Annotated in this window: 22 protein-coding genes and 1 pseudogene; 10 read left to right on the top strand and 13 right to left on the bottom strand. The window is 58.0% G+C overall.

Annotated features, from left to right (window positions below):
• The first annotated feature begins 365 nt into the window (after positions 1–365).
• From NKI31_RS23925 to NKI31_RS23935, 3 genes are all read left to right on the top strand, one after another.
• Positions 366–1634 carry a phospholipase D-like domain-containing protein gene (locus tag NKI31_RS23925; protein ID WP_352652694.1) on the top strand — a complete coding sequence of 423 codons (1269 nt, stop codon included), beginning with the start codon at positions 366–368 and terminating at the stop codon, positions 1632–1634.
• 31 nt (positions 1635–1665) lie between these two features.
• Positions 1666–1923: a hypothetical protein gene (locus NKI31_RS23930; RefSeq protein ID WP_352652695.1), complete on the top strand. Its 258-nt coding sequence runs from the start codon at positions 1666–1668 to the stop codon at positions 1921–1923.
• Between the two features lie 257 nt (positions 1924–2180).
• Positions 2181–2990, top strand: coding sequence for an SDR family NAD(P)-dependent oxidoreductase (locus tag NKI31_RS23935; protein WP_352652696.1), 810 nt, complete (start codon positions 2181–2183; stop codon positions 2988–2990).
• Positions 2991–3142: 152 nt separating this feature from the next.
• Here the strand turns inward: NKI31_RS23935 and NKI31_RS23940 are convergent.
• Both NKI31_RS23940 and NKI31_RS23945 read right to left on the bottom strand, forming a co-directional pair.
• A pseudogene (locus tag NKI31_RS23940) lies at positions 3143–3414 on the bottom strand (integrase); the annotation flags it as partial.
• Positions 3415–4196: 782 nt separating this feature from the next.
• On the bottom strand, positions 4197–4424 hold the full coding sequence (locus NKI31_RS23945; protein WP_352652697.1) for a DUF1127 domain-containing protein: 228 nt from the start codon (positions 4422–4424) through the stop codon (positions 4197–4199).
• A gap of 119 nt (positions 4425–4543) precedes the next feature.
• Here NKI31_RS23945 and NKI31_RS23950 point away from each other — a divergent pair, with 119 nt between their 5' ends.
• A complete protein-coding gene (locus NKI31_RS23950; protein WP_352652698.1) occupies positions 4544–5449 on the top strand; it encodes a transcriptional regulator GcvA in 906 nt (301 codons plus the stop codon).
• 250 nt (positions 5450–5699) lie between these two features.
• On the opposite strand, the gene NKI31_RS23955 is transcribed toward NKI31_RS23950, so the two are convergent.
• Both NKI31_RS23955 and NKI31_RS23960 read right to left on the bottom strand, forming a co-directional pair.
• Positions 5700–6761 carry a lipopolysaccharide biosynthesis protein gene (locus NKI31_RS23955; protein ID WP_352652699.1) on the bottom strand — a complete coding sequence of 354 codons (1062 nt, stop codon included), beginning with the start codon at positions 6759–6761 and terminating at the stop codon, positions 5700–5702.
• Positions 6762–7194: 433 nt separating this feature from the next.
• Positions 7195–7947 (bottom strand): hypothetical protein, encoded by a 753-nt coding sequence (locus NKI31_RS23960; RefSeq protein ID WP_352652700.1) that lies wholly within the window; start codon positions 7945–7947, stop codon positions 7195–7197.
• Positions 7948–8134: 187 nt separating this feature from the next.
• On the opposite strand from NKI31_RS23960, the gene NKI31_RS23965 reads away from it, so the two are divergent.
• Positions 8135–8644: a heme-degrading domain-containing protein gene (locus NKI31_RS23965; RefSeq protein WP_352652701.1), complete on the top strand. Its 510-nt coding sequence runs from the start codon at positions 8135–8137 to the stop codon at positions 8642–8644.
• 10 nt (positions 8645–8654) lie between these two features.
• Here NKI31_RS23965 and NKI31_RS23970 read toward each other — a convergent pair whose 3' ends face one another.
• The 3 genes from NKI31_RS23970 to NKI31_RS23980 form a co-directional block, all read right to left on the bottom strand.
• The gene (locus tag NKI31_RS23970) at positions 8655–9572 is read right to left on the bottom strand and encodes a glycosyltransferase (RefSeq protein WP_352652702.1); all 918 of its coding nucleotides are present in this window, start codon (positions 9570–9572) and stop codon (positions 8655–8657) included.
• A 65-nt stretch (positions 9573–9637) separates the two neighbouring features.
• Entirely contained in the window at positions 9638–10762 is a 1125-nt protein-coding gene (locus NKI31_RS23975) for a glycosyltransferase (RefSeq protein WP_352652703.1), read from the bottom strand.
• On the bottom strand, positions 10759–11715 hold the full coding sequence (locus NKI31_RS23980) for an NAD-dependent epimerase/dehydratase family protein (RefSeq protein ID WP_352652704.1): 957 nt from the start codon (positions 11713–11715) through the stop codon (positions 10759–10761). Before NKI31_RS23980 ends, NKI31_RS23975 begins: the two co-directional genes overlap by 4 nt.
• A gap of 203 nt (positions 11716–11918) precedes the next feature.
• On the opposite strand from NKI31_RS23980, the gene NKI31_RS23985 reads away from it, so the two are divergent.
• Positions 11919–13517: a hypothetical protein gene (locus NKI31_RS23985; RefSeq protein ID WP_352652705.1), complete on the top strand. Its 1599-nt coding sequence runs from the start codon at positions 11919–11921 to the stop codon at positions 13515–13517.
• A 28-nt stretch (positions 13518–13545) separates the two neighbouring features.
• Here NKI31_RS23985 and wecB read toward each other — a convergent pair whose 3' ends face one another.
• The 6 genes from wecB to NKI31_RS24015 all read right to left on the bottom strand — a co-directional run bounded on the left by wecB (position 13546) and on the right by NKI31_RS24015 (position 21234).
• Positions 13546–14670, bottom strand: a complete 1125-nt coding sequence (gene wecB, locus NKI31_RS23990) for a non-hydrolyzing UDP-N-acetylglucosamine 2-epimerase (protein ID WP_352652706.1) — start codon at positions 14668–14670, stop codon at positions 13546–13548.
• On the bottom strand, positions 14663–15673 hold the full coding sequence (locus tag NKI31_RS23995; RefSeq protein WP_352652707.1) for a polysaccharide biosynthesis protein: 1011 nt from the start codon (positions 15671–15673) through the stop codon (positions 14663–14665). The genes wecB and NKI31_RS23995 overlap by 8 nt, the downstream gene beginning before the upstream one ends.
• 21 nt (positions 15674–15694) lie before the next feature.
• A complete protein-coding gene (locus NKI31_RS24000; RefSeq protein WP_352652708.1) occupies positions 15695–16567 on the bottom strand; it encodes a dTDP-4-dehydrorhamnose reductase family protein in 873 nt (290 codons plus the stop codon).
• A 17-nt stretch (positions 16568–16584) separates the two neighbouring features.
• A complete protein-coding gene (locus NKI31_RS24005; protein WP_352652709.1) occupies positions 16585–17880 on the bottom strand; it encodes a glycosyltransferase family 4 protein in 1296 nt (431 codons plus the stop codon).
• Positions 17877–19880, bottom strand: coding sequence for a polysaccharide biosynthesis protein (locus NKI31_RS24010; RefSeq protein ID WP_352652710.1), 2004 nt, complete (start codon positions 19878–19880; stop codon positions 17877–17879). The genes NKI31_RS24005 and NKI31_RS24010 overlap by 4 nt, the downstream gene beginning before the upstream one ends.
• 682 nt (positions 19881–20562) lie before the next feature.
• Entirely contained in the window at positions 20563–21234 is a 672-nt protein-coding gene (locus NKI31_RS24015; protein WP_352652711.1) for a GntR family transcriptional regulator, read from the bottom strand.
• 138 nt (positions 21235–21372) lie between these two features.
• Between NKI31_RS24015 and NKI31_RS24020 the strand changes: the two genes are divergently transcribed.
• Genes NKI31_RS24020 through NKI31_RS24035 form a run of 4 tightly spaced genes read left to right on the top strand, consistent with a single transcriptional unit; the run spans position 21373 to position 26279 of the window.
• Positions 21373–21960 carry an amino acid synthesis family protein gene (locus NKI31_RS24020; protein WP_352652748.1) on the top strand — a complete coding sequence of 196 codons (588 nt, stop codon included), beginning with the start codon at positions 21373–21375 and terminating at the stop codon, positions 21958–21960.
• Positions 21953–23749 (top strand): alpha/beta fold hydrolase, encoded by a 1797-nt coding sequence (locus NKI31_RS24025; protein WP_352652712.1) that lies wholly within the window; start codon positions 21953–21955, stop codon positions 23747–23749. The genes NKI31_RS24020 and NKI31_RS24025 overlap by 8 nt, the downstream gene beginning before the upstream one ends.
• Before the next feature lie 5 nt (positions 23750–23754).
• A complete protein-coding gene (locus tag NKI31_RS24030) occupies positions 23755–24804 on the top strand; it encodes an LLM class flavin-dependent oxidoreductase (protein ID WP_352652713.1) in 1050 nt (349 codons plus the stop codon).
• Positions 24804–26279 carry an aldehyde dehydrogenase gene (locus NKI31_RS24035; protein ID WP_352652714.1) on the top strand — a complete coding sequence of 492 codons (1476 nt, stop codon included), beginning with the start codon at positions 24804–24806 and terminating at the stop codon, positions 26277–26279. Before NKI31_RS24030 ends, NKI31_RS24035 begins: the two co-directional genes overlap by 1 nt.
• The last annotated feature ends 46 nt before the right edge of the window (positions 26280–26325 follow it).

A 26325-nucleotide genomic window follows, 5' to 3' on the forward strand; every position in this document is an offset into this window, starting at 1 on the left:
TGACGATGTGGCGAACCCCTTCCGACGTCTTATCCTTGGCCTCACCAGCCTTGCCTTGGGCCTGCTGGTCTGTCTGGAAACTTTGTCTTGCCGTCGGGCGTCTGATTCGGTGGCCCGGACTCGGTCTTCTATCTCGATGTTAACGCGGCTGAGGCAGATGCTCTTCTGATCGCTGGCGATGCAGGGAACCTGCGCGGCCTTCCTGAGTTTTTGATGATGAAAATTCCATCGGTCGCAAGCGCTGACTCATTAATCGAGGCAGCGAACTCTCCTTCCATCATTGGCGTGGACCGGATCGAGCTGACAGGGTCCAACATGCGACCTCTAAGGTTTATAGCTGGCCTGCAACCTCGGGAGCGGGCCGTTTGCACAAACTGATCTATATTGCTGTTGCCGCCATCGGCAGCCTACTCACGCTGCTGGCCATTAATCTCACTCCCGAGGCCCGCGTTTTGCGATCGATCGTGCCATATCGATTCGATTCATCGGACCCCCAATTCGCCAGGACCATGAGTAGTTTCTCGCAAGGGCAGATGTTCAGGACGAATGCCGTCGAGACGCTCGTCAACGGAGACATGATATTTCCATCGATGCTGGAAGGGGTTCGAGCAGCTCGTTCGACCATTGACGTGGAGACCTACATCTACTGGTCGGGTGCTGTCGGCTACGAGTTCGCGACGGCACTGGCGGCGAAGGCTAAGCAAGGCGTTGAGGTCCGGGTCCTGGTCGACTGGGTCGGCAGTTTCCCCTTCGATGAAGACTTGATCCACGTTATGACGAGCGCCGGCGTCAGGTTCGAGCGTTATCGACCCATCCACTGGTACACGATCGATCGCGTAAACAATCGTACCCACCGCAAGCTGCTGGTCGTGGATGGGCGCGTCGCGTTCACGGGTGGTGTCGGGATTGCCGATAACTGGCGCGGAAATGCGCGCAGCCCTGATGAATGGCGCGACACGCACTACCGCATTGAAGGCCCGGCGGTGTCTGCCTTCCAGGCAGCGTTCGGGCAGAACTGGTTGGGAACGACCGGAGAGACATTGCAGGGCGAGAAGTTCTATCCTCCACCCGTGCCAGCGGGAGCGCTTGATACCCAATTGATTCTGTCTTCACAGCCGAACGGCTCCGCGGAAATGGAACTTATGATGTTGGCAGCGATGGCTGCAGCTCACGACCACTTGCGCATCGGCATGGCGTATTTCGTGCCGGACGACACTGCCCAACAGCAAATCCTGGATGTCAGGAAACGGGGCGTATCCGTTGATGTGATCGTGCCAAATTCGCTGACGGACGTGCCGCTGACAAGAAAAGCCTCGCGCTACTTCTGGGGCTCATTGCTTAAGGCCGGTGTACGAATCTTTGAGTTTCAGCCCACTATGTACCACCCCAAACTCTTGATAGTCGACGAAGCCTGGACGAGCTTTGGCTCAGCCAATCTAGACGAGCGATCCCTCCGGCTGAACGATGAAGCCATGCTGAACGTTTACGGCAAGGATTTCGCAGATACCCAAATCGATTTGTTTGATCAAGATCTTCGGAGATCCAGGCAAATCAGCCTGGACGAATGGCAAGCTCGACCATTGCGCGAGAAAATCGCGGACTGGCTTGCGGCCCGGCTCAGGTCGCAGCTTTAACGGCGTCTCCCGGCCAGCCAAGCGGCAAAGCGTGCGCGGCCTTCTTCCCGTTCCAGCCCATCCGACACCGATCCGCGATGGAGCCGGCAATCTGATCGGTGCGGTCAACATGCTGTTTGCCCTCACCGATCCCGAGCGGGCCAAGGAGGCCAGGAACCATCTGTCGGCCATCGGCCGCTCGGTGACCATGCTGATCCCGGATGACCATCAGGACGAGGAACCCCGGATCCTTGAACGCATCCGCCGTCGCGAAACATACGAAACGGTACTTGGGCGTTTGCCTGCGTAGGGCCGCCCGAACCCGTCACACCAGGAGCAATCCCTGCAAGGCGAAGGTCCCGGCGCAAACGCTCGTTGCTGGACCTAGTCGAGGATCGCCGCAATCTGCGCTCGCAACCGGCACTCTCGCCAATGCCCGCTTCGGCGGGGAAATGATCTGAGGCGGAACCGGGCGCATACCGACTTGGTGAGTACAAAACCGATCGCAGACGATATTGTTGGCCAATCAGAGATCAATTCATCGGCACGATACATTGGGAGGACGGCATGACCAATTCCACCGGAAGTTCTTTGGGCGTGGCTATCATTACCGGCGCATCCTCAGGAATCGGCCGAGTTTTTGCCGAGCGCCTGGCCAGCGACGGATACGATATCGTGCTCGTCGCCCGGCGACGCGACCGGCTCGAGGAAGTAGCCCGCGAGGTCAAGGCCCGCGGCGCCTCCGCGGAAGTCATCATCGCCGATCTGGCGCGCTCGGAAGGCGTCGACACGGTTGAGCGGCGGATCCGGGCCGGGGATATATCGCTGCTCGTCAACAACGCCGGTTTCCAGACCTACGCGCGGTTCGTCGACCTCTCGATCGACCGCGCCGGGGAGGAGGTCGCCGTCCAGGTAACTGCGGTCATGCGTCTGTCGCATGCGGCACTTCCTGCGATGATTGCACGCGGCGAAGGGGCCATCGTCAATGTCTCCTCCATGCTCAGCTTCAGCGGAAGCCTGAACCACCCGTTTTTGCCCAAGCGCTCGGTATATGCCGCCACGAAAGCCTTCATCACGACGTTCAGCGAGCTTCTCGGGGCTGAACTCCAGGGCACAGGTGTTCGCGTACAGGCACTTTGTCCGGCGGTCGTCAGGACAGAATTCCATGACATCGATGGCAAGCCGGTCCTCAGGCCCAAGGTGCCAGTGATGGAGCCGGCCGATGTCGTCGAGGCATCCTTGGCCGGCCTTCGGCAGGGAGACACGATTTGCATCCCGGCATTGGAGGAAAGGGACAGGCTCTCCGCCGTCGCGGACGCAAATCGCGCCTTGTTCGATGCCGGTCGCGGGTCCGAACTCGCGTCTCGCTATCGCTGACGCCAGTCTGCAGGTTGCCTGACGGTCAGCCTTTCTCAGGCTCATCTTAGGTTCCCAGTCCGATCATCCCAACGACGCGGGTGGCCCGAGCCGGTGCCAGCCCATGCTGGATTTGGGTGCTGACCGCAGCGATGGCAGCTCTCGCCGGTTGCCCCATTTGAGCGCCAGAGGACCATCGCGCGAGTACGGATTTCCGGTCCTATAACAAGGTTGCCTATTTTGATCTTCACGAGATCGCAGCCGCGCAACTTGCTATCGATCGCCAAATCGAAGAGCGCTCTGTCTCCCACATGCCGTTCCCGATCGAGGAAAAACGTATCGCCCATATCTGTCGAGGTTTCAGAGGGCGTTTCGTTCCGATCTTCTTGCCTGCATTCCATGCGCGCCGGTCGGAGGCGGCGAGGTCGTAGCAAGAATTTCCCATTTCGTTTCTCCTTCGGCCATGATCGGCCACCGCAGAAACGCCGGTAGACGGTTAGGGGGCCGATTCTAGTAAGACAGCTTTCACGAACTGCCCTGCGAAACCGGCCGCTAACCAGTAGAGTGCGTTGGACCGAATAGTCAGGCGATTCGGCTTCCAAGCGGATTTCTATGCCTATGCGCGTCGTCCGCTTCGCCCACGGCCGTACGCGCAGCGCCAAAACACTAGTACATTCGGAGGGTTTTGCGTACCTCTGCGCAGCGCCGCGATGCCTTCCCTGTGCCTGCCGTCCGTCAACAGGATGCGGCCCTGCATGCCTCGATCGGATCACCAGCAACCAGTCCTTTGCTGCCGGCCAGCAGCATCAGCGGATCGGCATGGTTGGAGCCGCATTCGAAGGCTCGGCGATACGCGCGGTCCGCTCCTGCAATGTCGCGAGGAGATCGCCAAGGCAGTTACAGCCGACGCTGTCCATCGGATCGCAGAAGCGCGTTTTCAACCGCCGTCCGCCAGTTCTCGATCGAGCCCTGCGGATCGTTGCTGAAGCCGTTGGCACCCTCGAACAAATAGGCATTAGGCACCGAGGTCAGCACTCGTCGCAAATCTGTCGATCCTGGCCTGGTGTGGTTTGTCGCAGGTAGGGTGCGCCTATTGGAAGCGATCAGGCGCTCGACCGCGGGCTTGGCTGGCGCTGCCCTAATCGACTCGCGACTTGCTTCGCTGATTTGACGAAGACACGACCGATCGCGCGCGGTCCGGGAGGATGTCGACCTCAGTTGAGAAAATTAGGCCTGCCACGGCCACTTTGCACATTCCTTGCGAACCTGCGCAGGTCTCAGATCCACGTCTGCCAACTGATGGTCTTCGAGTTCGGCCAGTTGTTCCCGTTGGCGATGTATCTCGATCCAGCGCGCCACCGACGCCATCGAGCGCACCAATTTTTCCAGGACGCGATGGGCACTTTCCTGTGGCGGTGAACGCTTCGGCGTCTCAATCAGCAGGGGGTTCAGCATTTCTAATCCTTCCGCAGTGCGCTGGTTGACGCATGGTGGGGAAATGCTCCAATCTTCCCGAGGATGCAAAGCATGGTTTCTCGCGCTTGGCCCAATTTTTCTCATGACATGGTGCGAAATTGGCCCGCCGACTGCCATCACTCAACGGCCTCAAAGCCTTCGAGGCGGCGGCGCGCCACGAAAGCTTCACCAGGGCCGCGGACGAACTTTCCGTGACGCAGGGCGCGGTGAGCCATCAGGTGAAGGCCCTCGAACTCGAATTGGGCGTTAGGCTGTTCGATCGCGAGCGTCAAAAGCTGAAAATTACACGGGCCGGCCTCTCCTATCTGGAGGTGGTGCGCGATGCCTTCGACCGCATCGCTCTCGGCACGGAGCGCATCCAGCATTTATCTCGGGCCGGAGCGTTGACGGTCAGCACGTCGCCCGACTTTGCCGCCAAGTGGTTGGTGAACCGACTTGGCAGGTTTGCCGAGGCGCATCCGGACATCGATCTCAGGATTTCCGCAACCATGCATCACGTCGACTTCGCCAGAGAGGACGTTGATCTTGCCGTGCGGCATGGCGATGGCAATTGGGCGGGGCATGATGTTGTTCGCCTGTGCTCCGAGCAACTGTTCGCAGTCTGCAGTCCCAAACTTCACCGACGGATTCGCGAGCCGTCCGATGTGCTGAAATTCCAGTTGCTGCACCTTGATGACCGAAAGGACTGGTCGGAATGGCTCGAGGCCGCTGGCGTCGTCGATGCCGAACTCTCCCACCGACCGGTCTTGAACCGCGCCAGCATGGTCATAGACGCGGCTATCGACGGTCAGGGTATCGCGCTCGCCCGCACCACGCTTGCGGCGTGGGACCTCATCAATGGGCGCCTCGTAAGACCATTCGACACAGATCTGCGACTGTCCAAGACCTACTGGATCGTCTGCCCCACGGCCACGTCGGCGCTCCCCAAAATCACGACATTCCGCGACTGGCTGTTGGCCGAGGCCGCCGATGACGTACGTTACCTTAAAACTCTAGCTCAATAGGCCCCGCACTTTCAGACTCGCGACCTCCAGTGCGGTTCCCACTAAACGTCCGCTTTTAGGCGCAGGCGCAGCCAATTTGATGACCGACATGGTGCGCAAAGCAGTCACTGTCAGCAGCCCAGTGTACGGGGGGATAGGGATGTTATGGGTTATACTGGAACCGGGCGCTCATCGCTTCAATGAACTGCCGTCCGAAGATGAACATCAGCGATGAAGATGTTTGGCTCTCTCGGCCTAAGGTTCATATTGCCTATGTGTGTGGGTGCGGAACAGGTTTCCTGCGCAACAGCGCCAAGACTGTAGCGTCCACGTTGAACCTTTCCCGAACCCGCTTGGCGAAGAAATAGACTTGGAGCACGTTGCACACCGCCGCTGCAGCGGCGAGCCAAAAAGGGCCTCCAGCCAAAATGCCCAGGCAACATAGAGCAACAGTTGCGACACCCGTGACAAGGGTGATGCGAAAGGCGACCCTTTCGTCGCCCAGGACCATTAGCAAAATACCTGAGGAACCGCCGAGAACGTGCCCGAGTTGGCCGGCACCTAGTATCAGTGCGAGCCAGAGAGAATTTTCATAATGTGGATTCCAAAGATGGACCAGGGTGTAGCCAAGAGTTGCAAGGCCGGCATACATTAGAAAAGTTAGTAGGGTCGCCACTGAAACCAAGGGCCGCAGCGCTTTCTGGAGACCCGTGTGATCGTTAAGCGTCCAGAGGTGAACGGCTGTGGGTGCAAAGGCCGAATTGGCGATGCTCAACGGCATGATGAGCACTGTCGAAATCCGCAGGGCGATGCCGTATTGCGCGATCTCCTGAAGACTGCTGAACAGCGCCAATAGGATCATGTCCACCTGAGACAGCCCAAACAACACTAAGGTGGTCGCTAGATTGGGCAGGGTCCGGTGGATGATTGCTCCCGTGCCAATGGGTTCTTTGGCTGACTCGCTCCAACGTCGGCAAGACGAAGAAATGCTGAAGGCTCCAACTCCCGCAGCAATCGCATATCCGGCAAGGCTGCATAGGAGCACCTGATGCAAATCTGGTTGCAGGCGAGTCGTTAGGGCGAAAGCCAGGAAGAGAGCGACCACCGTGCTCGGAAACGCCATAAGAAAGGCTGAACTCCTGATCGAATGAACTGCTCTGAGCAATTCCACTTGCACAGCTCCAAGTGCGGCGCATGGGACCTGCAACGCAACTATCGCCAGCACCCCGTGCCAAATCGCGGCGTCTTTCCCGAATGCAATCCATGGATCGGCAAGCCAAAAAGCGCATGCGACCAGGAGGCCAAATCCGCCTACGATGCCTTGGATCTTCATGATGACGTCTCGCGCACGCCCAAAATCGCCTTGAGCTGCAGCGGCTGAAACGAGTGCTGGGGCCGTAAACGTAAGACCCATCATCGCCAGAATTGCGAACCCAGATGTGAGAATCTGAGCGATGAAGTATATGCCGACCTTGTCTTGCGATAGGCCGAGAGGGAGAAGAAGCGAACTGCCTAGCCCTGCCGCCAGTATTGCTACGCGGCCTGCAGCCGCGGCCCCACTGGCCCTCAACATGGAAGGCAGATTTGCTCTTCTAAGCGGGGCAGAGATTGGGTCGGTCTGCCGGCCGTTCATTCAGTTGCCACATGGCCTGAAACGATGCGAAATTGACAGGGTGAAATCGTTAGCGGAAAAGAGTGACCCGACATCCTTAGCGGCAGACCTTGGCACACAATGCAGGGTTCGGTACTCCAATTCGGAACAGCGATCATCCAACGAAAAACCTAGCCCATTGCGTCCGGGCGAAATGGTCCTTCAACTCCGCGTAGTTCTCGAGGATATCGGATTGAGAACCGGACCGCTGCCTCCTGAAAGGGCTATGCAGCGGAACTTTGCGCAAATTGAGGAACTCCAGCGAGCGAAACACACCCGACCCGTCGACCAACTCTTCGTAGGTAACATGCAGGTTGGGCAGAGTCTCTACTGTCTGCGCGAGTGTCGAATCCCACTCTGTCCATTTTTGAAACGCTTCCGCCACATCTGCCGGTTCGGCCGCAAAATGGGTGATCTTCATTGAACCGCGGTCGGACCTCCAGGCGTTGTTAATCTGCGCTAGCTTGAATGATATGTATTGGTCCAAGAGATTGTCTCGTGAGAGGCGGATAACTTTGTATCCAAACGCCTCAAACGCTTCTCTCGCTTCTGGATGCTCGACCAGTGACAGATACGGCATTTTGAAGCCGATTGCGGCGCTTTTTTTCTTGTGCAGCTTTCGACTCAGATATGCCGCGACGTCTCGTTGTCGAGAATTTCTATACGATATCGTGCGACGCCTTACCAAATCCGCTAGCAAGCGAACGGTGGGAGAGAATAACTCACCCTCGCAAGTTGCGTCCGGGTGAGAGTCGATTAGGCCCTGCAAATAGCTGGAACCCTGTCTGCCAACGAAAACTATTGCAAAGAATGTTTGGGTGCCCATCGCCGTGCGATTCGAATTTATGATGCGGTCGATCGTTAACAACGTCTAGCAATCGCCATGGGCTTTTAACAGCCTCTTTGACAGTCAAAGGGAGGTCGCGTGGCTTTACCCACAAATGTCTGCAAGCTTCAAATATATGATGGTGTCGCGAGGCCGTGCGTTTGTAGCGGGCATTGTGCATCGGAATGATGTCATATAACGGCGAGTTGCATTGGATGGAGATGAGGCTATGGAGCCAAATCCAGGAGTTGCACGGGACATCGCAAGAATCGTCCACCAGGAAACGGCTCTTATTTTCGAACGTTTCGACGAAATGATTGCGTTTGAGATCGGCTGCGCAATCCGAGCCGACGCTCTTGTCGAGAAGCAACCCATCGTCGTGGAGCTCCGATTGTGGGACCGGGGTTTGTTCTATGCCGCTCTTCCGGGGGCAGCCCAATTCACTGCGGAATGGGCGCGACGCAAGCTCAATAGCGTCAGAATGTTTCACAAGAGTTCGTATCGCTTAGCTCTTGAGCAACAGCGTGCCGACCGGACCTTTCCGCCAGGATATGGCCTTGATCCGGCTGACTATGTTTTGGCCGGCGGAGCTTTTCCGATTCGTGTCCGAGCGGTGGGCGTGATCGGCGCCATTTCAGTCTCAGGTCTAAGTCAACGCGCCGACCACGAGTGTGCAGTGTCTGCTCTCGGCGCACATCTCGGTAAGGAAAGGAGTTCGTTGGCGCTAGATCCTGAATAGGCGACAGGATTTACTTCGCGGAAAACGCGCCGCGCGCTATTAGCAAGATATGTTTCAGTGCCTTCAGCGACGCCAGCGTCGGTGGATGCAAGGAAGCCGCGGCGAGCCGGCGCAGGGCAACTCCTGTTCGACCGGAACGGCCATGGATCGCTGCTGAAAGAAGACTGGCGTTTGCCCTGGTCTCGCGCTCCCACCTCCGAATGTCGTCGGGTAAGTCTTTCCGCAGAAAGAAGGCATCGATCATCAGTTGAGGTTCGTTTCCTCTCTCGAATGAAACAGAACTGTAGGTCGTTGATGCGCTATGCATTCTAAATTCAGCGAGCACCTCCGGCAGATGATAGAAGCTGCCTTCCAACCCCATCCGGAGGAAAAAATCGAGATCGGGTATCTGACGTAGATCCGAACGCCAAGCTCCAGCTCTTTCATAGGCGCGGCGCCGAAAGAGCGCACCAGGGCCGGGCAGGCAATGGAGCCTCGCGTAGAGAGCGCGTCGCGAATAATCTGGAGGTCGCAGCGTCGAGCGAAACACCGAACGTTCGTTTATGATGTGAAAGTCAGGGTAAACGAGCACGATTTCAGGACGTGCCATCAACTCCTCGACACATCGTCGAATAGCGGCAGGGAGAAGACGGTCGTCTGCGCTAACATAGCCAAGCACCTCCCCGGTGCTCATCGCCCATCCTTCCGTCATGGCTGCACTCTGGCCAGCGTTGGCTTGCCTGTGCGATTTCACTTTCGCGCCGAAGCTGGCCACGACATCGCTTGTGCCGTCAGTGGAGCCGTCATCCACCACGATGATCTCAAGGTTCGGGTAGTCTTGGATCAAGAGACTTTCGATGGTCTCCCCGATATATCCCATCGCATTGTACGCCGGGACCACTAAAGAAACGCGGGGCGTTGTATCGAGATTCTGTCTTGGTGTGCTCATTTTAAGAAATTGTTTTTCGTTTCTTCTTCTTCTCTAAGCGTTGTCATGCCCCGACGAGAAAATTCCTAATCTAGGCGATTCGCGAGCATGCTTCGGAAGTGTGAAATTAGGCGATCCACGATCAATGGCCACGTAAACTCTCCGCGAACGTAGGTTTGAAGGCTTCGTCCCTTCTCGTCTAGAGAATGACGATCCGCCAACATCGACCGGAGGCCACCTCGGAGCCCCTCCACAGTCGCCGGTACGACGAGGCCACCACCGATGCGCTCAACTTCGTCAAACCCACATTGATCGGTAAGCAACACCGGCGTTCCAGCAACACCAGCCTCCAGCGCGACAAGCGACATAGCCTCGGCGCGCGATGGCACGGCAAGCAACAGAGCTCGCCTATAAAGTTCGCTTCGTTCAATCTCGCCCAGATACCCCGTGAAGACGACCCGATCACCAAGTCGCCTCTCGCTGACGAAGGTCTCCAGGCTGGAGCGCATTCCAAAGTCAGGTCCTGCTATCACCAACCGTACATCGCCGTATTCCGACGCCACATCTGCGAAGGCTTGGACAAGTAGGTCTGGGCCCTTCACCTCGGCAAGACGTCCCACGAACAGGATGTAAGGTGCTTCCAGTCTAGAAGGCGAATGGGAGACGGCCTCGGCATCCTCCTCCACCCCGTTGGGGACGACGGCTACACGGTCTTCTGCAAGCCGAAATCGTTCAAGAATTTGGCCTCGCTCTAGCGGAGTAACCGCAACCAGCAAGCTGGCATGGCGAATTACCCGCTTTCCAAAGAGGATGTGAAAAAGACGCGCTATCGGGCGCGGGTGCTCGAGGCCAACGAACTCGCCAGCAGCGGAGAATGCGTAGGGCTTGCCGAACTGCGATGCCAAAAACGCGGTGGCGATCGAAAGAAGGTTCCAATAGCCAAGAATGTGCACAGCATCTGCTCGGCGCACGCTTTGGGCGAGCCGAAGAGGGTTGATAAACGGCACCGTGAAACGCAGGCGAACTGAACCCGTCGCGTATACCCGGATGCCGCGCTGGCGAAGGTTTTCCGCCAAGTCACCGTCCTGCATGGTAGCGATCTCACACCGACATCCCTTCGCCGCTAAGTGAGCCGCCAGGCGTCGCGTTCGTTCTGCGGTTCCTCCGCCTTTTTGGGAATCGAGGGATATGGTGGTGAGAAGTATGTTCATTCGGCGCGCCTTCCGATCTCGCCGGCCAGATGCTGAGCATATTGCTCCAATCGGTCCGCGAATGCCTCGGAAGGCAACCCGAGCTCGGAGGCCTTTCTGTGTGAAAAACGCCGGTCAATGTTCCGATCCGGCAGGCCTCGCATACGAAGGAGCAACCTCAGTAACGATCTCGGCGCTGTAGCGCCAATCTTGGGTAGGTCACGATGAAACGCCGCCGCAAGACTATCCTGAACGAAGGCAAAATTGTTTTTAGGGTCGTGGTCGTCCGTAACGAGCACCACCTGAGGGCCAAGGCGCTTTTGGTCAAGCGACAATTGAACCAGTGTCCGGGCTACAGTCTCGACGCTCACAAGGTGCATTCGTCTGGTGCCATAGAGTGAGCGGCGAAGCGCGATTTTCCACTGCGGCGCCTGGCTCATTTCTTCGGCCAAGCTGACCAGATTGCGGCCACCGCGGCCAAACACCGCCCCCAATCGCAACACGATTGTCTCGGGGAATGACCCCCTTATTACCGATTCCACAGCAATATGTTCGGTCTCATAAGGCGACAGCGGCTGGGAGTTCGTACTCTCGTCAATGAAGTGGTCTTTTACGCCCGCATAGACATCAATGCTGCTCGCGTGGATGCAGCGATAGATCCCGGATTCCCGAAAGACCGACTTCAGGCTTTCCATCGCACCGCGATACCAGCCGCTGCCATCGGGGCGCAGAAGGTTCACCAGAACATCATGGCCGCGAAGCGCGCTCAGCACTTGAGCTGGGTTAGCAAGATTGACGTCGTTTAGTTCAATCCCCCGCAAGCCGAGCCATTTTGGCCGCGACCTGTGCAAAAGATATCGGCTGGGACGAGCCGCGGATGACTCAGTCCAACACCTAGCAAATGCTTCACCGACGAAACCAGTCCCTCCGAGCACGACCACGCGTGGCTCGTCTTCGAATCGGTCGTCCTTCATGAAGGGGCTTCTTCAGGATTTGATGTGCGAGTGTCATCGCGTTGATTGTGTCCGGCTACGGCGAACCAAGCCAATCCGCATATGGCCAATAGCATAAGGCTGACGCTTTGCGCAACGAGGGCCGCAGCGCGCCCATTGAGCCAATTGGGGAAAAGGAAAGTCTCTCTTGGGCCGCACGTTTATTTCGGCCTATAGACATGAGCATGACTGAGTCTCTGCCAAAATTCCAATCCTCCAGGATCGTAGGTTTCGCACTGGCGACAGGAGCAATCGTAGCCCTCCCTCTGTGCTCATTGCTTTTAGCGGGCAATCCCGGTCCCTCGGTGCCTATCATCCTGTGGTTCTATGCTTCCGGTTGCGCCGCTCTCGTCGTATCGCTTGCATTCCCCTCCTCTTTTTTCGTTTTCTTATTGTCTTTGTTCCTCTTCGTAGGGTTCATAGCCAAGGCAATTGCAAACTTCGTATATGGCGTTGCGCTAATAGAGCCCATTAGCACTTTCACTTCGCAGTGGGATCAGGCTCTGACTTTTGCCGCCAGCGGCTTGTCCGGCGTGTGCTTGGCCAACCTTCTGGCCGCTCTTTTTCCCTCTTTCTCCAACACGTCGATGGCTTCGGGACCTGCTCGTCTCGCTAACTGCGTCCTCGTTGCTTTTGCGTCCCTCCTAGTCATCTCGATCGCCGTATATTGGGCCAATTACTCGTTCCATATCCTCCGAATCGGCTACCCCCTCGGCATCGACATAGATGCTCGGATCTATGCGGTCGCCGCCTTCATCATCACGTGGGGTGCCCTTGTCGGCGGACTTACCGCAGTCCTCTGGCTCATAGAGCTCAGAAGATGGCCGTATGCTTCCTTGGTAGCTACGGCCACGTTTCTTGGTGTGCTTGCCGCGTTGTCGATGGGCAGCCGAATCCAGCTTCTCCTCTACGTCCTAGCTGCAGTTGCAGTCATCGTGTTCCGCCGCCAGCAAGTTCGGGACTGGATCGCGATTGCCCTGGCGATGTGTTTGGCCGCGATTGTTTTTGCAGGCTCACTTGCGGTGGTCAGTTTCGAGCGCACGTTCGATTTTGGGCAGACTGCGCCCTCGTCCCGGTTTGCACCCCCGGCCCTAGAGCCCCTCGCTCCCCCCAAATCGGTCGATGATGTTGCGTCGCCGGAGGCAAATTCCATTTCGCCGAAGGTCTCTTCCACACCAAAAGAGGAAACGAAACCGCCGGCATCCCAAACGACATCGTTGAGCGACAAGGTGGAGGCCGTCACAAGCGACCGTTTTGCCCTCCAAGGTTTATTTCACCAACTCCGCAACCTAGCGATCATGCGATGGGTCGGGCTGGAAGGCGTTATGACAGCAGCGGCCAATCCGGAGCAGCTCAGCATCGACTTGTTCTTGAAAGTCATGTCTGAGGATCCCGCAGCGGGCTCTCACGCAATCTACCAAAAGATGTCCGGAGATCGTTACGGAAACGTCGAGTACTACACGTTCCTGACCCTTCCTGGCCCTATCGGTATAGCAAGCCTGTCTGGATCGCCGCTGATTGTGATGGCGTTTATGTTTGCACTGACGCTTTTGGGCCACTTGATCGAATGGGTAGCTGCTCGCTTGACTCAAAATGTGGCAACCGCGGCTGTGACAGGAGTGTCGCTGGCATATCTAACCGTCCAGATGGGGTTCCCGTGGACGTTACTGATTTATGCCATCGAACTCCTCCTTTCGGTTACGTTCGTTGGGGTCGTGTGGTGGGTCACAAGAGGGCTGACGTCAGCTAGTCAGGTTGAGAGCGCGCGCGGTGCGCTGCAATGAGTTGAAACTGCGAAACACCAACCTGCCGCTATTGTTTTCTCCAAACTCGTCTATTTACGAAACCGGTATAGCTTAGGACAATTCGCATCACCTTGTCAGACACGTTGTCGGGTTGGTAATCGCTTGGCAAACGCAATAGCCGATCCGCACCGCGCGGCTGGGTTTCGAGGATGCGAATTCCGTCATAAACCCGCTCGAGTTCCAGCCCCACCATCATAACAGAGGCTTCTTCGAAACCTTCCGGACGTTCATGCACTTCTCGCAGATTCAGAGCGGCGAAGTTGAGGATCGCGCTCTCTTCCGTAATGGTCCCGCTATCCGATAACACAGCGCGCGCAGAGCTTTGGAGTTTCACGTAATCAAGGAAACCAAAAGGCTTTTCAAATCTGGCCTTCGGATTGCGATCGCCACCAAGCGCATCAAGTCGCTTTCTCGTTCGGGGGTGGGTCGACACTATCACGGGAACATCGTACCGTTCCGCAATGCCGTTGATGATCTCTAGAAGTCGTTCTAGCCGTTCCGGATCGTCAACGTTCTCTTCGCGATGTGCGCTGACGACGAAGAAATTCCCCCCGGTAAGCCCAAGGCGGCTGAGCACATTCGAGCTATCGATCGCCGCATGATAGTACTCCAGAACTTCACGCATAGGACTTCCGGTGACGATTATCTGGTCAGGTGGAATCCCTTCCCGCAACAGGTAGTCGCGAGCAATTTGGCTATACGGCAAATTGATATCGGAAATGTGATCAACGATACGGCGATTGATCTCCTCGGGCACCCGGAAATCGAAACACCGGTTCCCCGCTTCCATGTGGAACACTGGGATTTTGCGTCGTTTCGCTGCGATCGCAGCAAGACAGCTATTCGTGTCGCCTAGGATCAGCAACGCATCCGGATTGTGTTTAACCAGGGCTTCGTCAGCGGCAATAATCACCTGACCTATCGTTTCGGCGGCTGATCTGCCGGCTGCATTGAGGAAACTATCTGGTGTTCGGATACCAAGCTCCGAGAAGAACACTTCATTCAGTTCGTGGTCGTAGTTTTGTCCTGTATGTACCAACGTGTGCTCGAAATTCGTATCAAACTTGGCGATAACTCGCGACAGCCTTATGATTTCGGGGCGTGTCCCAACGACTGTCATCACTTTAAGCACTGATGGCCTCCTTTATGAGGTCAAGCTGGCTCAACAGTTTCTTCACCTGCTCAATATTTAAACGCTCGGTGTTGTGAGATGTGTAATCTTCCAGTGTCGACAGCTCTTTTTCCCCCTCGACAAAATATTTGTCGTAGTTCAAATCCCGTGAATCGGCTGGGATTCTGTAGTAACTGCCGAGGTCTTCCGCCCGAACCATTTCTTCTCGAGACACAAGAGACTCGAATAATTTTTCACCATGCCGCGTGCCGATGATCTTGATAGGATTGTCGCGCCCAAGGACTTCTCGCATCGCGTTGGCCAAAATGCCGACGGTGGATGCCGGCGCCTTCTGAACGAAGGTGTCGCCAGACCGAGCATGCTCGAAGGCATAGAGTACCAAGTCCACGGATTCGCTAAGAGACATCAGGAAGCGAGTCATGTTGGGATCGGTCACTGTGAGTGGTTGACCGCGCAGGAGTTGATCCAAGAACAGAGGGATAACCGACCCGCGGGAAGCCATGACGTTTCCGTAGCGGGTAGCGCAGACGACCGTTCCGACGGATTCGCTCAGACGGGATTTGGCTATCATAACTTTTTCCATCAGAGCCTTGGACATGCCCATAGCATTGACCGGATAAACCGCCTTATCGGTGCTAAGAACAACACACTTCTGCACACCATTGCTAATCGCTGCACGCAGCACATTCTCGGCCCCGTTGACATTCGTTTTGATCGCTTCCATCGGATAGAACTCGCAGGAAGGAACTTGCTTTAGCGCCGCGGCATGAAAAATATAATCAACACCGCGGACTGCATCGTCGACGGCATGATAGTCACGGACATCTCCAATGTAGAACTTGACGCGATCATCTCTGAGCGCCAACCGCATATCCTCCTGCTTCTTCTCATCGCGGCTGAATATGCGGATTTCCGCGAAATCACGCGCCAGAAACCTTGAAAGCACCGCGTTTCCGAAAGAACCAGTGCCTCCGGTTATGAGCAGCGTTTTGTTAGAAAACATACTCTTTGTTCTCGATTTGGATTAGCCGAATTCATGCATTGCCCGAATAAGTTCAGGCCATTCCGGGGGATCGTAGCCCGTGGCCTGGCGGAACCGCGATGAGTTAAGCGATCGATCAATTGACAATCCCTCATCAGGCTCGATCCGAATTTGCTTGGCGTAAATTTCGGCCACTAGCCTGAGGAGATCGTACTTGCTGATTGCTTGCGCGGAGACATGGTAGAGGCCTCTGAGGTCAGGACGCGGAACAACGAAATCCCGGATGATTCTGGCGAGCTCCACCGTGGGCAGACCAGAGAAGATTGCTCGCGTAAAGCCTCTAACAGTTCCTTCCTGAGCGAGAAACCAATCGATCAGGCTATGTGCGCTACCTAGCTCGCGGCCGATAATCGAGGTCCGCAACGTGACGGCGTTAACGTAGTCCACCTCTCCGAGAAGCTTGCTCTTTCCATAGAGGTCATATGCATTGGGGCGGGAGTTCTCACTGTAACTTCCGTCTGCGCCGTCAAACACACAGTCGGTGCTTACGTGAACGAGACGAGCTCCTGCGATTTGACAGAGGCGCGCCACCCGATGGGGAAAGATCGAGTTTATGGGTATCGCCGCCAAAGGGTCGCTCGCGGAGGAAAGCTGCTTGACTAAACCAATACAGTTTACCACGACATCAGGGCCGACCTCAGCGAACAGTTTAGCGAGTGCGTCGTGGTTTTCGGCATCGGGGAGAGTAACTAAATTTCCTCTGGTTTCCTCCGCAAATAGGCGGTGATGCGATTGCGAGCGGGTTGAGCCAAAAGCCCGGTAACCAGGGCTGCTTAAGAAAAACCTGAAGACCGCATTGCCGAGCATACCCGAGGCGCCAAGCACTAGCACTTTGAGAGGATTTCGCTTGTCCATCGCCTATTCCTACTTCGTCACCGCAAGCGGGTACGCCGGTCAACGGCATACCGAAAGTGGCTAATGAGTTCACGTGCAAGGGGTGCCGGAGCTAGGTGCGCGTCGTAATAATGGCGTCCGGCCTTTCCCATGCATTCCCTTGCTTCCTCCGGCATGTTTTTTAGCCGCACCATCGCCTCTGCAAGTCCGATAGAATCTTCCGCGGGAACCGCAAGGCCCGCGTTGGAGTCCTGAATAAGCTCCGCGGCCTCACCATCTAAACAGGCCAGGATTGGACGCCCCGCGCCAAGATAGGTCGGAATTTTACTTGGTATCGTCAGGCTGAGGGCTTTCGACCGATTGAGTGTAACAAGCAGGGCAGATGCCTGGGCGAAGATGCTCGGCATCACCGCAGAGGGAAATCGCCCGGCCAACACCACGTTAGTCAACCGACGTTTCTCGATCTGCTGTCTAAGCCATTCAGACCGGATGCCACTCCCGACGAAAACTACCCGTATATCTGGATCTTGAACGTGACTGGCTGCGTCTAGCACGGTTTCCAAGGCCTGGGCTGCGCCTAAGTTACCCGCGAATACGATATTAAACCCTGCAGGCAGGCTCAACGGAGGGATTTCCTCGATATCACCTCGCACCGGCGGCAGATCGCCCGGATTTGGATGATACGCGATTGGGATGTTGTCTCCCGCAACGGCCTTGATTTTCCCTATAAACCCGCGAGATTGCACTAAAAGAAGGTCGGCTCGCCGGTATATGAAGCTTGTTAGCCGCTCAACCGCCGCTAGCGCCAACCTGTTTCTGACAAAGCCCGTTTCTTCAAGACTCTCCGGCCACAAATCTTGTACCCAAATGACATGCGCTGCACCTTTGATTTGGCGGAAAACGGCCCCTACCAACCCTTGCAGGATGGGCGAGATCGCGTAAACAAACACAACGTCGCACGGCTTCCCTCGTGTGAGATATGGGCCCAGCACCACTCCAAACATCACGAACGAGAGGTAGTTCCAAATGCGCCGAAATCCTCCTCCGCGGCCTCGAAGCACCAACGGAACCCTGTGAATCATATAGCCCGAAGGGTGCAGTTCGGTGCCCAATCCGAAAGCACTGTACCCTTTAAATATCTTGCCATGGGGGTAGTTCGGCTGCCCAGACAGAACTTCAACGTCGCAGCCTTCGGAGCGTAGTGAATCCACCACCTCGTTGATTCTGAAGTTCTCGGGCCAATAGTGTTGGCTGACGACCAGCACCCGCAGGCCTGCACCAAGCCCGCCACCTGCTATCTCAACATCCTCTGGTACCAGCCGGGCGTGCTTCATTGCCGAAGCGAGCGGGCGCTGCTCATTGTCGCTTGAATTTCGGATCCCGGAGTGAACTCTGGTACCGTTGATTGGAGAAGACGCAGCGCGCCCTCTACATTCAGGTCATCTATCATGCGTTGCATCTCATCGAAAATGCGCTCGATCACGGCCCGCTCGATCGATCGCGCAGACGCGGCCAAGATTCCTGGCGAGCCCGTCTCACTCAACTTTTCATTGCAGTCGAATAACTCCTCGTAGAGCTTTTCCCCAGGACGTAGCCCGGTGTAAGCAATTTGAATGTCGACATCTGGACGCCGCCCAGACAGACGGATCAGGTTCTTTGCTAAGTCGGCAATTTTCACTGGTGAGCCCATGTCGAGCACAAAGATTCTGCCGCGCTCGTGAATTATGTCCGGTTCATGAGCTGCGGCCGCCTGCAGCACCAGCATGCATGCTTCCGGGATGGTCATGAAGAAGCGCACGATCTCCGGATGAGTTACGGTTAAAGGCCCGCCGGCTTTTATCTGCTGTTCAAACAGAGGGACGACCGACCCAGCCGATCCCAAGACATTGCCGAATCGCACAGTCATGAAACGGGTGGATAAGGTCGCCTGGGCGAGATCCATCGCCTGGCAATACATTTCCGCCATGCGCTTGGTGGCACCCATAACGTTCGCAGGGTTCACCGCCTTGTCCGTCGAGACCATGATCATCTTAGAGACGTTCCAGCGCAGCGCAGCATCGGCCACGTTCCGCGTACCGATGACGTTGGTAAAAATGCCCTCGATCGGTTGAGCCTCAACCATCGGTACGTGCTTTAAAGCCGCGGCATGAAAGATAAGATTGGGGGCATGGGCTTCAACGACGCTGCTTATAGCCTCCCTCTCACGTACATTGCAGAGTACTGCATGAATTCGTGAAGCGGGATGTTTTTGGCTCAGCTCGGATTTGATGCAGTAGAGCGCGTATTCATTGGCATCCACAAGTACGAGGTTTAGCGGGGCGAGATCGGCTACCTGCCGCGCTAACTCTGACCCTATTGAACCCCCGGCTCCAGTGATCATCACGTTTAAGCCACCTATCATGGCGGCGATTTTTTGCGTGTCTGACCCGACGGGCGCCCGCTGCAGAAGATCCTCCAACTTTATAGGCCTGAGTTCGATCTCTGCGTCGATGCTTTTCATGTCGAGCATGTTAGGGAGTGTCAGCAACTCAATCTTATGCTGCGCCGCGACGTCTACCAACTCCTCTAGTTTGGCGTATTGCTGATATTCATCTCGTGATCGAGTAAGGATTATCGATTCGACCCGGCGGCCCCGCGCCTCGAACCGCTCCAATATTTGCGGCAGCTTTTCTAACGGGCCCACCACTGGGACACCACGTATGGCCCTACCAGTTCTTCGGCCGCGTTCATCGAGAATTGCTAGTACCTGGAAAGAGGCACGTTGCCTCTCATTGTTTGTTCTTATGAAAGCTTCGGCGTTATCGGTTGCTCCGATGAGTAGAACGTTTTTAGCGCTTCCCTTCGCAACCTTTCCCCTTCTTACGTCGTGCTGATTCCGATAGGCTCGGTACACAGCACGCGGTCCGGCCAGAAGCACGATTGTAAAGGCCCATGCAATGAGAATCGAAGAACGCGGAATTGAATTCAGTCGGTTCACCAAAAACTCTAGGACCGAGAAGATGGCGATAGATGCGGTGGCGACACCCGCAATTGCCAGGAAATCTGAAAGCGACGCGTAACGCCATATACCGCGATTCAATCCAAGGAAAAATCCAGTGGTGCTGACTACGCATCCAAACAGGGCGGCAGCAGCGACGAAGCTCCAAACGTTTGCCGAAAATCCGGTGATATCCAGCCTTAACGCGAATGAAAGCAACAACGCGGCTGCCCCCATCAAGCCGTCGTGCAGCAGGGCCAGTCCTCGCAACGTCAACAGCCGCGAGATCACGTGAGAGGTCTTGGATCTCGTACCTGAAGAGGCAGCTTCAATCCCGTCGAGAACAGGGCGATGCACTAGATCACTTCCTGAAGGCTCAAGTTCCGAGCTCTGTCGATTGATCTCAAGCTCGATCGCTCACGCGGTGTCCGGGCCGGCAGCGGTGCCTGAGACGTTGGCTGCTGCGGCCAAAAAAAGGAAAGCGTCAAATGGGGCGGTTCCATCGTAAGCAATTTGTCCTAGTATTTTCTTCTTAGCGACACGTAAGGTTGGCACCAAAGCAGCTGCTCTGATTCTGTACCGCAAATGACGTGGTCATCCAATACTTAATTCCCGTCGTTCGCCACAATGACAGGAGCATCACCGGCACAATTTTGTTGCAGTGAGGCTGCGTTTGACGCGACAATCCTCCCTGGAACGTCCATCTGAATGAGCAGTCTTAAGGGCCGCTATCACGTGGCGAGTGAAACTGCGAGGGCTCAGAGAGTGGGAAGGCTCGGGAGTCTGCGCGAAGGTCGGCATCAAACTTCCAGGCCAGCTCTTTCGAGCTCGCGCAAAAACTGAAACGAGGCGGTGTGCCGCGGTTGCCGTCGGGCAAGGCATTGCCATTTTTAGCGACGTCGTGCTCATATGGGTTCTTGGCCAGTGAAAAAACGCAGTCAGCCGCGTCCTCAGGCAAGCTTTTTACCCAAAGGGAAGGCTATTGCCGGAGGATATTCGTGATCGTGCCGCACCGCCGCGGCAGCCCTCATGGGATCTGTCACCGCGAGCGCAACAACTGTTGCGCGATAGACCAGGCTTGTTCGACATGATGTCGGGCGGCCGCCTCAGCTTTGTCAGGGTCGCGCGACTTGATCGCATTCATGATCGCGGTCATTTCGTCTATCGCCGGTTCCCGGCGATTGGTTGAAGTTATGGTCATCGACCGCAGCTGGTTGATGCGGACGTTCAGCCCTGAGACGATTTCCCAGGCGATGCGCTTATCGGCCGCTTCGAACAGCGCCTTGTAGAATTTGGTGGTCGCCCGCATCACCGCGACCGGCACCCCTGACGCCCAAGCGTCGAAAAGGTTGGTCAAGGCACCGTCGAGCACGGCAATCTGCTCATCTGTTGCCGACATGGCGCAAGCCCGCGCCGCGATGCCCTCCAGCAGCGCCCTTAACTCGTAGATCTCGTCGGTGCGGCCGAGATCCGGCTTCGCCACGGCAGGCCCATGGCCAGGTATCATCTGCACCAACCCCTCCGCCTCCAATTGCCGCAAAACCTCGCGCACCACCGACCGGCTGACGCCGAGCTGATCGCAAAGGGGCCGTTCGACCAGCCTTTCGCCGGGCTGGAAATGAAAATCCATGATCGCCTCGCGCATGCGCTCCAGCGCCAGCGTTCGCAATGTCTTGGCAGAGCGGTCGATCCGCAGCGTATCCTCTGACATTTCCTCTCCGCTTCCTCGTGCTGCCACAAAACAGATTCGTTGGCCAGTTGACAAGGTTCCTGGCGCTCCATAGCATGGTATACCATAATACGCGATAGAGATGACGGCGCGAAATGCGCCATGCAACCGAGGATTGTGGTGAAACCAGCCATTCGAAAGATCGTCACCTACATTGAGAACACGCTCATTGAAGGCGGCAAGGCAGCACCGCAGCCGCTGCGCCTGATCGGCGTCGCCGCGGTGCTGACCAACCCTTGGGCCGGCCGCGGTTTCACCGAGGATCTGTCGCCGGAGATCCGCGCCATCGCTCCTGTCCTCGGTGAACTGCTGACGCGCGAGATCATCGCCGTCGCAGGTTCGGGCGAAGCGATCGAAGGCTACGGCAAGGCCGCCATCTGCGGCACGGCGGGCGAGATCGAGCACGCATCGGCGCTGATCCATACGCTGCATTTCGGCAATCATTACCGTCGCGCGGTTGGCGCCAAGACCTATCTCGCTTTCACCAATCTGCGTGGCGGGCCAAACACGCCGATCATGATCCCGCTCATGGACAAGAATGACGAGGGCCGCCGCTCCCATTATCTGACCGTGCATTTCCAGATCGGCGATGCGCCTGCGCCGGACGAACTGGTGGTGGCGCTCGGCGCCTCGATTGGCGGGCGCCCACACCACCGCATCGGCGACCGCTATCAGGACCTGAAGGAGGTCGGGGATCTGCATGGCTGATATCGTCGCCTCGGAATGGGTCCGGGACACGGCTCCCGACGGCACCGGCTTCATCCGAGCCGGCTCCGGCACGCCTGTGCTGCTCATCCACGGCGTCGGCATGAATGCCGCGATCTGGCGCGATCAGATCGCGTCGATGCAAGACCACTACGACCTGATCGCCATCGACCTGCTCGGCCACGGCAACTCACCGCTGCCGCCAGCAAGCGCCAACCTGTCGGACTTTGCCGAGCAGGCGATCCGCCTGTTCGATCATCTCGGCCTCGCCTCCGTATCGATCGTCGGCCATTCGATGGGTGCGCTGGTCGCCTTGGAAATCGCACTTCGCGCACCGTCGCGCGTTCGCTCCATAGTCTGCCTCAACGCGGTCTTCCGCCGCCCCGAGGCACTGGCGCGGGCCGTGCGCGAGCGAGCGGCGGCACTCGGCACGCATGGCGATGCTTCGGCCGTCGCGGCAACGCTTGCCCGCTGGTTCGGCGACCCGCTGCCGGAGAACTTGGCCAGCGCGGCCGAAACCGCACGCGCGGCGCTTGAAGGCGTCGACCCGGAAGGCTACGCGCGCACCTATCGCCTTTTTGCCCGCGCCGATGCCGAGCATGCCGACGCCTTGCCCGGGCTCAGCGCACCGGCCCTGTTCATGACAGGGTCGCAGGACAGCAATTCGACCCCGGCCATGTCTGCGGCGATGGCGAGGCTCGCGCCCCGCGGTCAATGCCTCGTGCTCAGCGGAGAAAGGCACATGATGGCAATAGCCTCTCCCGAAAAAGTGACTCAACACATCATCGCCTTCCTGGACACGGCGGCCGACTCCGGCACGAAGGCGCAAACCGATGCCGCGTTCGACAACGGCGAATTCAGGCGGGCACTCGGCTCGTTCCTGACCGGCGTCACCATCGTCACCACGGTTAGTGCGGAAGGCGAGCCGCGCGGCTTCACTGCAAACTCCTTCACCTCGGTCTCGCTCGATCCGCCACTCGTCCTTGTCTGCATCGCCAAAAAGGCGTTGGGGCACAGCGCCTTTTCGACATGCAGAGGTTTCGCGATCAACATTCTCTCGGAGAGCCAGAAGACCGAATCCGGCATTTTCGCCTCCAAGGCCGCGGACAAGTTCGCTTCCGTTGCCTGGCAGTCCGGGCTAACCGGCAATCCGCTGATCGACGGTTCCGTCGCGGTGTTCGATTGCGGCATGGAGCAACTGGTCGATGCCGGCGACCACTCGATCCTGATCGGTCGCGTCCGAGATTTCACCCACAATGGAGCGCAGCCGCTCGGCTATTTCCGTGGCACCTACGTCACGCCCGGCCTCAGCCAGGAAGCCCTTGCGGCTGCACCTCACGGCACCGAAGTCGGCGCCATTCTCGAAAATGAAGGCCGCGTGCTGTTCTTCGAAACGGCGAACGGCTTCCACGAATTGCCGGCGGGTCGAGGGCTGGGCTCGCCCAAGGATGCCCGCAGCCTCAAGGGATGCCTTGCCGCCAAGGGCGTCGACGCTCAACTCGGCTTCCTGTTTGCGGTATGGGACGACGCGGCCGATCCGTCGCGCTCGCACGTTTACTACCGGGGGACGGTCACCGCCCCCGCCCCCGGCGACAGCCAGGTCAGGCTTGTTGATATAGACCATGTCGCCGATCTGAAGATCGCCGATCCGGCGGTTCGCTCCATGCTGACCCGCTATGTCCGTGAACGCACGGAAGATGCATTCGGCGTCTATGTCGGCAACGAGGTCGAAGGCGAGGTCCGGCCGCTCGCCAGGGCTGCGTCTTCCCAAGCTCTTACTGGTCGCAGGTGACGCCGATGAAATTCTCGCTCTTCGTCCATATGGAGCGCTCGGATCTGGCAAAGCCGCATTCCGAGCTTGTTGCCGAGCTGGAGGATCTGGTCGTGCTGGCGGAACAGGCCGGCTTCGAGACCGCCTGGATCGGCGAGCATCACGGGATGGAATTCACCATCTCGCCCAACCCGTTCATCAACATCGCCTATCTTGGCGCCAAGACCAGCACGATCCGGCTCGGCACCGGTACGATCGTCGCGCCGTTCTGGCACCCGATCAAGCTTGCCGGCGAAGCGGCGATGGCCGACGTCATCACCGGCGGCCGGCTCGACATCGGCATTGCGCGCGGCGCGTATGCTTACGAGTACCAGCGGCTTTTCCCCGGGCTCGAAGCGTGGGGCGCGGGCCAGCGCATGCGCGAGATGGTGCCGGCGATCCGTGGCCTGTGGGACGGAGATTTCGAGCTCTCTGGCGAGTTCTGGTCGTTTCCCTCGACCACCTCGTCGCCCAAGCCGCTGCAAAAACCTTATCCGCCGATCTGGGTGGCGGCGCGCGATCCCAACTCGCACGATTTCGCGGTGGCCAACAAATGCAACGTGCAGGTGACGCCGCTCGCCTCCGGCGATGGCGAAGTGACTAGCCTCATGGAGCGCTTCAACACCGCCTGTGCTTCCCACCCGGACATATCGCGGCCGGAAATCATGCTCTTGATGCACACATTCGTGGCCGAGGACGCAGCCGACGCCGATCGGCTGACACGGGACCTGTCGCAATTCTACTGCCAGTTCGGCGCCTGGTTCCAGAACAAGAAGCCAGTGCGCCAGGGCGTGCTGGATGCGCTGACGGAGGCCGAGATCGCGGCCATGCCGCAATATGCGCCGGACAAGATCCGGCAAAATCTGGTGATCGGCGAAGCCGACGAGGTGATCGCCAGGCTCAAGGCCTATGAGGCGCTCGGCTACGACCAGTATTCTATCTGGATCGACAGCGGCCTTTCGCACGAGCGCAAGAAGAAATCGCTGCAGCTGTTCATCGACAAGGTGATGCCGGCCTTCCGGGGACCGCGAACGTGATGAGCACCGGCGAATTCAGGAACTACATAGACGGCAACTTCATCGAAGGGGCAGCGACCTTCGACAGCATCGACCCGTCGACCGGCGCAACATGGGCAAAAATGCCCGCTGCATCAGCTGCCGACGTCGACCGCGCTGTCGAAGCCGCCCACCGAGCACTGCGATCCGGCCCATGGGCAGCGATGACGGCGAGCGCCCGCGGCAAGCTTTTGGTGCGGCTCGGCGATCTCGTCGTCGCCAATGCCGATCGGCTGGCGCAATTGGAGACGCGCGATACCGGCAAGATCATCCGCGAGACCCGCGCCCAGATCGCCTATGTCGGCGACTACTACCGCTACTATGGCGGTCTCGCCGACAAGCACGAAGGCTCGTTTGTTCCCATCGACAAGGCGGATATGGAGGTGACGATCCGGCCCGAACCGATCGGCGTCGTTGCCGCTGTCGTGCCGTGGAATTCGCAGCTCTTCCTGTCCGCCGTCAAGCTCGGGCCGGCGCTCGCCGCAGGCTGCACCGTCGTCCTCAAGGCGTCCGAGGATGGCCCTGCCCCGCTGCTGACCTTCGCCGAACTCGTCCACGAAGCCGGATTTCCCGCAGGCAGCGTCAACATCCTGACCGGCTTTGGCCATGATTGCGGCCACCGCCTGACCAGCCATCCGCTCGTCGCCCGCGTCGCCTTCACCGGCGGTCCGGCGACCGCCCGCCAGATCGTCAGGAACACGGCTGAAAACCTTGCTTACACGACACTCGAGCTCGGCGGCAAGAGCCCGGTCGTGGTGTTTGCCGATGCCGATCTGGACAGTGCGGCCAACGCCGTCGTCGCCGGCATCTTTGCCGCCACCGGCCAGAGCTGCGTCGCCGGCTCGCGGCTCTTGGTCGAGCGCTCGGTGAAGGACGAGTTTCTCGTCCGGCTCAAGCGCAAGGCCGAGGCGATCCGGATCGGCGACCCCCAACATACCGAAACCGAAATGGGACCGCTCGCCACCGCGCGCCAGCGCGACTGGATCGAGAAGATCATCACCGAAAGCCTGGCCACGGGCGGCCGGCTGGTCACCGGCGGCAATCGCCCTGAAGGCAAGCCGGACGGCTTCTACTATGCGCCGACGATCATCGAAGCGCTCGATCAGAGCCTCGCCTGCGTGCGCGAAGAACTTTTCGGTCCGGTGCTCAGCGTGATCGCCTTCGACACGGAAGCCGAAGCGCTGGCGCTTGCCAACGACACCAAGTTCGGCCTGGCGTCCGGCGTCTTCACCACCAACCTCGCCAAAGCGCACCGCATGGCGCGCGGCATCCGTGCCGGCGTGGTCTGGATCAACACCTACCGGGCCGTCTCGCCGCTGGTTCCGTTCGGCGGCTACGGCCAGTCCGGCCTCGGCCGCGAAGGCGGCATGGACGCCATCCGCGATTACACGCGCTCGAAATCGGTCTGGATACGCACCTCGGACGACCCGATTCCCGATCCTTTCGTCATGCGGTAGCCGCCGCTGGCCGGGGAAACGCGATCAAGGCGAAAACGCCGGTCGC

This window comes from Mesorhizobium sp. M0659, assembly GCF_040320605.1.
Taxonomy (GTDB): Bacteria; Pseudomonadota; Alphaproteobacteria; order Rhizobiales; family Rhizobiaceae; genus Mesorhizobium.